The 6,680-nt window shown below is 66.8% G+C and carries 6 protein-coding genes; 3 read left to right on the forward strand and 3 right to left on the reverse strand.

From position 1 onward, the window contains the following. Positions 1-60: 60 nt before the first annotated feature. The 3 genes from ACREPD_RS21305 to cysS are packed head-to-tail and all read right to left on the reverse strand — an operon-like array spanning position 61 to position 3,145. Complete coding sequence (locus ACREPD_RS21305) at positions 61-1,314, reverse strand: MFS transporter (RefSeq protein ID WP_431601141.1); 1,254 nt, start codon at positions 1,312-1,314, stop codon at positions 61-63. Beyond that, complete coding sequence (locus ACREPD_RS21310; RefSeq protein ID WP_431601142.1) at positions 1,311-1,757, reverse strand: SufE family protein; 447 nt, start codon at positions 1,755-1,757, stop codon at positions 1,311-1,313. The genes ACREPD_RS21305 and ACREPD_RS21310 overlap by 4 nt, the downstream gene beginning before the upstream one ends. 20 nt (positions 1,758-1,777) lie before the next feature. Beyond that, positions 1,778-3,145, reverse strand: a complete 1,368-nt coding sequence (gene cysS / locus ACREPD_RS21315) for a cysteine--tRNA ligase (protein ID WP_431601143.1) — start codon at positions 3,143-3,145, stop codon at positions 1,778-1,780. Between the two features lie 230 nt (positions 3,146-3,375). Between cysS and ACREPD_RS21320 the strand changes: the two genes are divergently transcribed. The 3 genes from ACREPD_RS21320 (at position 3,376) to ACREPD_RS21330 (ending at position 6,629) form a co-directional block, all read left to right on the forward strand. Then, positions 3,376-3,942 carry a hypothetical protein gene (locus ACREPD_RS21320; protein ID WP_431601144.1) on the forward strand — a complete coding sequence of 189 codons (567 nt, stop codon included), beginning with the start codon at positions 3,376-3,378 and terminating at the stop codon, positions 3,940-3,942. A 316-nt stretch (positions 3,943-4,258) separates the two neighbouring features. Next, complete coding sequence (locus tag ACREPD_RS21325; protein ID WP_431601145.1) at positions 4,259-5,269, forward strand: N-acetylornithine carbamoyltransferase; 1,011 nt, start codon at positions 4,259-4,261, stop codon at positions 5,267-5,269. A 166-nt stretch (positions 5,270-5,435) separates the two neighbouring features. Continuing rightward, a complete protein-coding gene (locus tag ACREPD_RS21330) occupies positions 5,436-6,629 on the forward strand; it encodes an argininosuccinate synthase (RefSeq protein ID WP_431601146.1) in 1,194 nt (397 codons plus the stop codon). Positions 6,630-6,680: the final 51 nt, after the last annotated feature.

The raw sequence follows: 6,680 nt of genomic DNA on the forward strand, positions 1-6,680 counted from the left end.
CCCCTCAGACGTTCATGACCCCGGAATGAAGAGCAGCCGGCCAACGGCCGGCGCTACCGGTTATTGCAGGTCACGAAGGTTGAGGCGGCGCAAGGCGGGGTTCTTCCACGCGGTAATCCCCGCCACGCTCAACACCGCGAACCCGCCCAGCACCACCGCCGGCACCAGGCCCAGCAGCTTGGCCATCGTGCCTGCGTAGAACGCGCCCAGCTCGTTGGAGGAGCTGATGAAAATGCCGTTGATCGACGACACCCGCCCGCGCATTTCTTCCGGCGTGGCCAGCTGCAGGATCGTCGAGCGGATCACCACCGACACGCCGTCGAACGCGCCGTAGAACAGCAGGATCACCGCCGACAGCCAGAAACTGTGCGACAGCCCGAAGCCGATCACGCACAGCCCGAAGCCGGCCACCGCGAACAGCAGTACCCGCCCGGCGTGGCGCTGCAACGGCCGGCGGGCCAGCCACAGGCCCACGCAGACGGAGCCCAGTGCCGGTGCCGCGCGCAGAATGCCCAGGCCTTCCGGTCCGTGGTGCAGGATCTCGTGCAGGAAGGCCGGCAGCATCGCCACCACGCCGCCCAACAGCACCGAGAACATGTCCAGCGCCATCGCCCCGACCATGATCCGGTTGCCCAGCACGAAGCGGCCGCCCTCGGCGATGCTCTTGAAGATGGGTGCGGCCGGCCCGGCATGCACCGGCTCGGATACCCGCAACGTCGCCAGGCAGGCCAGCGCACCCAGTGCCGCCGCCACCGCCACCCCGTAGGACAGGCTCTTGCCACCCCAGGCCACCAGCGCACCGCCCAGTGCCGGGCCGATCACCATCCCGCCCTGGAACACCACAGAGCCCAGCCCCGCGCCGCGCGCGAACTGGTGGCGCTCCAGCACCCGGGCGAACAGCGCGTTGTAGATCGGCGACAGGAAGGCGCGGACCATGCCCGTCATCGCCACCGCCGCATAGATCGGCCACACCCCGTTGAACGGCAGCCAGCCCTTCGCGACGGAGGTCAGCACCACCGCCGTCAGCACCAGCCCGGCGCAGGCCACCATGCCCAGCCGGCGGCGGGGCAGGTGGTCCACCAGGTATCCGGCGAACGGCGCCACGCAGAAGAACGGCAGCACCTCCGCCAGCCCGACCAGGCCCAGCGAGAACGGATTGCGGGTGACCTCGTAGATGTGCCAGCCCACCGTGACCGCCACGATCTGGTAGGACAGCATCGCCAGGATGCGGTAGGCCAGCAGCAGCGAAAAGCCGGGGCGTGCGAGCAGGCCCAGCGCGCTTTCGCCGGCCTCGGCAGGGGCAGGCGAACTCACGGCGCCGACTGCGCCTGGGCGGTCTCACGGATGAAGGCCAGCATCGCCGCCACGCCGTTGCTGCGCGTCGGGGAAAGATGACGCGACAGCCCGATGTCCTGGATGTAGCTCGGCTCCGTGGCCAGGATCTCGGCCGCCGAACGGCCCGAGTAGACCCGCAGCGCCAGGTAGATCAACCCCGACACGATCGCCGAGTCGCTGATCGCATGGAAGCGCAGCGTGTCCGCGTTGCCCTCCGGCACGATCCACACCATCGACTGGCAGCCCAGCAGCCGGTGCTGCTCGGTCTTCCACTCCTCGGGGAACGTGGGCAGCTTGCGGCCGAGGTCGATCAGGTATTGATAGCGCTCGGACCAGTCGCCGAAGAAGGCGAACTCTTCGGCAATGGCGGTCTGGGCTTCAGCGGCGGTGGGTTCGAGCGGGAACGGCGATGCGGGGGTCATGGGGAATCCGGTTCGGTGTATCAGCGCTTGCGCGACCAGCGTACGCCCTGCGCAGTGTCTTCCAGCACAATGCCCTCGGCGGCCAGCTGGTCGCGGATCGCATCGGCACGGGCGAAGTCGCGGGCCTGCTTGGCGGCGGCGCGGGCGTCGATCAAGGCCTGGATGGCCGCATCGTCTTCGCTGCCGCCGGCCGTGCCGAACCACGCGGCCGGGTCCTGCTGCAGCAGGCCCAGCGCCAGGCCGGCGCCGAGCAGCGCCGACTTCCACACGGGCTTGTCCGCATCGGCGGCCTTGCGCGCCTCGCCGGCAATACGGGCCAGCTCGGCCAGCGCCTGCGGCGTATTGAGGTCGTCGTTGAGCGTCGCCTCGATCTCGGCCGGAATGACCGCCGTGGCGGTTACATCAGCCAGGTCACGCAGCGTGCCGTACAGGCGGTCCAGCGTGCGCACCGACTGTTCGATCAGCGCATCGGACCAGTCCAGCGGCTGCCGGTAGTGGGCCGACAGCAGCGCATAGCGCAGCGCCTCGGGCGCGTGCTGGCGGACCAGGTCGTGGACCCGCTCGATGTTGCCGATCGACTTGCTCATCTTGGCGCCGCCGAAGTTGAGCATGCCGTTGTGCAGCCAGAACCGGGCGAAGGTCTGCCCGCCATGGGCGCACTCGCTCTGCGCGATCTCGTTTTCGTGGTGCGGGAACTGCAGGTCCACGCCACCGGCATGGATGTCGATGGTCTCGCCCAGGTGGGCGGCGGCCATGGCCGAGCATTCGATGTGCCAGCCGGGCCGGCCGCGGCCCCACGGCGATTCCCAGCCGGGCAGGTCGTCGGTGGAGGGCTTCCACAGCACGAAGTCGCCCGGGTCGCGCTTGTACGGGGCCACGTCCACGCGGGCGCCGGCCAGCATCTCGTCCGGGTCGCGGCGCGAGAGCTTGCCGTAGTCGGCGTAGGAGGCCACCGAGAACAGCGCGTGGCCTTCGGCGGCATAGGCGTGCCCGGCCGCGATCAGCTGCTCGATCATCGTGATGATGTGCGGGATGTGGGCGGTGGCCTCCGGCTCTATGTCCGGCGGCACGACGCCCAGCGCGGCCATGTCTTCACGGTAGGCGGCGGCGAAGCGGTCGGTGATGGTCGAAATCGGGACGTTCTGCTCCCGCGCGGCCGCGTTGATCTTGTCGTCCACGTCGGTGATGTTGCGGGCGTAGCGCAGGCCGCCGAAACGGCGCCGCAGCAGGTCGGCCAGCACCCCGAACACCACCGGGCCACGGGCGTTGCCGATGTGGACGTAGTTGTAGACCGTGGGGCCGCAGACATACAGGGTCGGACAGGTCGGATCGAGCGGGGTGAACGGTTCGAGCTGGCGTGTCAGGTTGTTGTGCAGGCGCAGGGTCATGGGGGCGTAGGGCCGGGCGGAGTAGGGGCAAGCCCTCGATTTTAGATCACATCGGCCGCCAGCGCCGGCCTTCGGGCGGCCCTGGGCGGCCCGGATTTGCCCCCCCGAGCGCGGCGTCGGTCGCAAACGACACGCCCCGGTATGGGCAGATGCGTCGCGGAAGGGTAATGTTCAGCCCCTTGTGCCGCGCACTGCCTACACTATCCGCCTTGTCCTCTTTCCTGTTGCCAATGAAACCCGCCTCGTTGCTGACGCTGACCTGCCTGTTGGGAAGTACCGCCTTCATGGCGTGCGCCCAGGAAAGCGAGGTCCGTAACCGGGTGGTGATCGTGGAGAACGTCAAGTTCGACTACGCGCAGGTGCTCAACGTTGAACCCGTGTTCCAGACTCTGCGGGCCACCCGCACCGAGGAGCACTGCGAACCGGTCTCGACCCGGACCCTGGCCCCGGTGAACGTCACCGGCGAGGAACCGCAGGAAGAGAAGGGCCGCTTTGGCCGTTTCATGGATTCGGTGCGCTCCATCTTCAAGCGTGAAGACGGGTTGAACGAGGACGGCACCCCGTTGGTGGAGGCCCCGGCCGCCAACAACAACAACGGCCCGCTGCTGACCCGCGACTGCCGCATCATCCCGGTCGGCCGCGAGTTCCGCCGGCCCATCGCCTACGACGTGGACTACGTCTACAAGGGCACCAAGTACCGTTCGCGGCTGCCGGACGACCCGGGCAACCGGCTCAAGATCCGCGTCTCCATCACCCCCTGGGTGGGTGCCGAGCCGGGCAGCGCGGCGAATCCCTAGGCCGGCGTATCGACCAACGGTCGATACCTACCGCCTGAACCGTCGGTTCAGGCCTTGCGCCCACCGGCCTCACATGCAAAGATTGGCGGCCATGAAACTCACCGACTTCCAGCACGACACCAGCGCCGCCCGTATGGCTACGGGCATGACGTCGCGTGCCCGCCGACCGGAACCCCACATTTTCGCTGGGTAACCGGAGCTTCGTGCTGTCTGTTCGGAAAACCCAGCCCCCGCGCTGGGTTTTTTCGTTTCTACGTTTTGAAAAGTTGCATTTGTACCCTTTCTTCCATTGAAACCCGCCTCAAAGGATCGATCGATGTCCCTGAAGCACTTCCTGAACACCCAGGACTGGAGCCGTACCGACCTGGATGCCCTGCTGACCCAGGCCGCGCTGTTCAAGCGCAACAAGCTGGGCGACGAGCTCAAGGGCAAGTCCATTGCCCTGGTGTTCTTCAACCCGTCCATGCGCACCCGCACCAGCTTCGAGCTGGGCGCCTTCCAGCTGGGTGGGCACGCGATCGTGCTGCAGCCGGGCAAGGACGCATGGCCGATCGAGTTCAACCTGGGCACCGTGATGGACGGCGACACCGAAGAGCACGTGGCCGAAGTGGCCCGGGTGCTCGGCCGCTACGTCGATTTGATCGGCGTGCGCGCGTTCCCGAAGTTCATCGACTGGGCGCAGGACCGCGAGGACATCGTGCTCAAGGCGTTCGCCAAGTACTCGCCGGTGCCGGTGATCAACATGGAAACCATCACCCACCCGTGCCAGGAACTGGCCCACGTGATGGCGCTGCAGGAGCACTTCGGCACCCAGGACCTGCGCGGCAAGAAGTACGTGCTGACCTGGACCTATCACCCCAAGCCGCTGAACACCGCCGTGGCCAACTCGGCACTGACCATCGCCACCCGCATGGGCATGGACGTGACCCTGCTGTGCCCGACCGCCGACTACATCCTGGACGACCGCTACATGGGCTGGGCCGAGCAGAACGTCGCCGAGAGCGGCGGTTCGCTGAAGATCAGCCATGACATCGCCAGTGCGTATTCCGGTGCGGATGTGGTCTACGCCAAGAGCTGGGGCGCGCTGCCGTTCTTCGGCAACTGGGAACCGGAAAAGCCCATCCGCGACCAGTACAAGCACTTCATCGTGGACGAGGCCAAGATGGCCATGACCAACAACGGCGTGTTCAGCCACTGCCTGCCGCTGCGCCGCAACGTCAAGGCAACCGACGGCGTCATGGATTCCGCACAATGCATTGCGATCAATGAGGCGGAAAACCGCCTGCATGTGCAGAAGGCGATCATGTCGGCGCTGGCCGGCCGATGATTGAAACCGGCCGCCGTCGGCGGGTTACCGCCGATGGTAGAGCCGACGGTAGAGCCGACTGTTAGTCGGCTGCTCTCCGTACAGTACGCAGCCACGCATGGCGTGGCTCTACGCGCCATTTAAACCGTATCGCCATTACCGCCCCCCAATTCGGACCCTTACCCCCATGAGCAAGAAAGACATCGTCCTGGCCTTCTCCGGCGGACTCGACACCAGCTTCTGCGTGCCTTACCTGCAGGAGCGCGGCTACAACGTGCACACCGTGTTCGCCGACACCGGCGGCGTGGATGACGAAGAGCGCGATTTCATCGAAAAGCGCGCCGCCGAACTGGGCGTGACCAGCCACGTCACCGTCGACGGTGGCCCGGCCATCTGGAGCGGCTTCGTCAAGCCGTTTGTGTGGGCCGGCGAAGGCTACCAGGGCCAGTACCCGCTGCTGGTGTCGGACCGCTACCTGATCGTCGATGCCGCGCTCAAGCGCGCCGCCGAACTGGGCACCAACATCATTGCCCACGGCTGCACCGGCATGGGCAACGACCAGGTCCGCTTCGACCTGGCCGTGAAGGCGCTGGGGGACTACCAGATCGTCGCGCCGATCCGTGAAATCCAGAAGGAACACACCCAGACCCGCGCCTACGAGCAGAAGTACCTCGAAGAGCGTGGTTTCGGCGTGCGCGCCAAGCAGCAGGCCTACACCATCAACGAGAACCTGCTCGGCCTGACCATGTCCGGCGGCGAGATCGACCGTTGGGAAGCGCCGGGCGAGGGCGCCCGCGGCTGGTGCGCACCGCGCAGCGAATGGCCGGCCGAGGCGCTGACCGTGACCCTGAAGTTCGTCGAAGGCGAAGCCGTTGAACTGGACGGCAAGGCACTGCCGGGCGAGCAGATCCTTGCCAAGCTCAACAAGCTGTTCGCGCCCTACGGCGTGGGCCGTGGCGTGTACACCGGCGACACCGTGATCGGCCTGAAGGGCCGCATCGTGTTCGAAGCGCCGGGCCTGGTCTCGCTGCTGGCCGCGCACCGCGCGCTGGAAGACGCCGTGCTGACCAAGCAGCAGAACCGCTTCAAGCCGGACGTGGCGCGCAAGTGGGTGGAGCTGGTGTACGAAGGCTTCTACCACGACCCGCTCAAGACCGACATCGAGGCCTTCCTGAAGTCCTCGCAGACCAAGGTCAACGGCGAAGTCGTGCTGGAAACCCGTGGCGGTCGCGTCGATGCCGTGGCGGTGAAGTCGCCGCACCTGCTCAACACCAAGGGTGCCACCTACGCGCAGTCGGCCGATTGGGGCGTGGAAGAAGCCGAAGGTTTCATCAAGCTGTTCGGCATGAGCAGCACCCTGTACGCGCAGGTGAATCGCTGAAAGCGATTCACGTAGAGCCGGGCTCTGCCCGGCTTTTCGTGGTTGCCGGGC

Source organism: Stenotrophomonas sp. (genome assembly GCF_050737075.1).
GTDB lineage: Bacteria > Pseudomonadota > Gammaproteobacteria > Xanthomonadales > Xanthomonadaceae > Stenotrophomonas.

Bases quoted from the DNA above. Each gene is read 5' to 3' on its own strand.
- ACREPD_RS21310 (WP_431601142.1), bottom strand. From the start codon at position 1,757: ATGACCCCCGCATCGCCGTTCCCGCTCGAACCCACCGCCGCTGAAGCC.
- cysS (WP_431601143.1), bottom strand. From the start codon at position 3,145: ATGACCCTGCGCCTGCACAACAACCTGACACGCCAGCTCGAACCGTTC.
- ACREPD_RS21320 (WP_431601144.1), top strand. From the start codon at position 3,376: ATGAAACCCGCCTCGTTGCTGACGCTGACCTGCCTGTTGGGAAGTACC.
- ACREPD_RS21325 (WP_431601145.1), top strand. From the start codon at position 4,259: ATGTCCCTGAAGCACTTCCTGAACACCCAGGACTGGAGCCGTACCGAC.
- ACREPD_RS21330 (WP_431601146.1), top strand. From the start codon at position 5,436: ATGAGCAAGAAAGACATCGTCCTGGCCTTCTCCGGCGGACTCGACACC.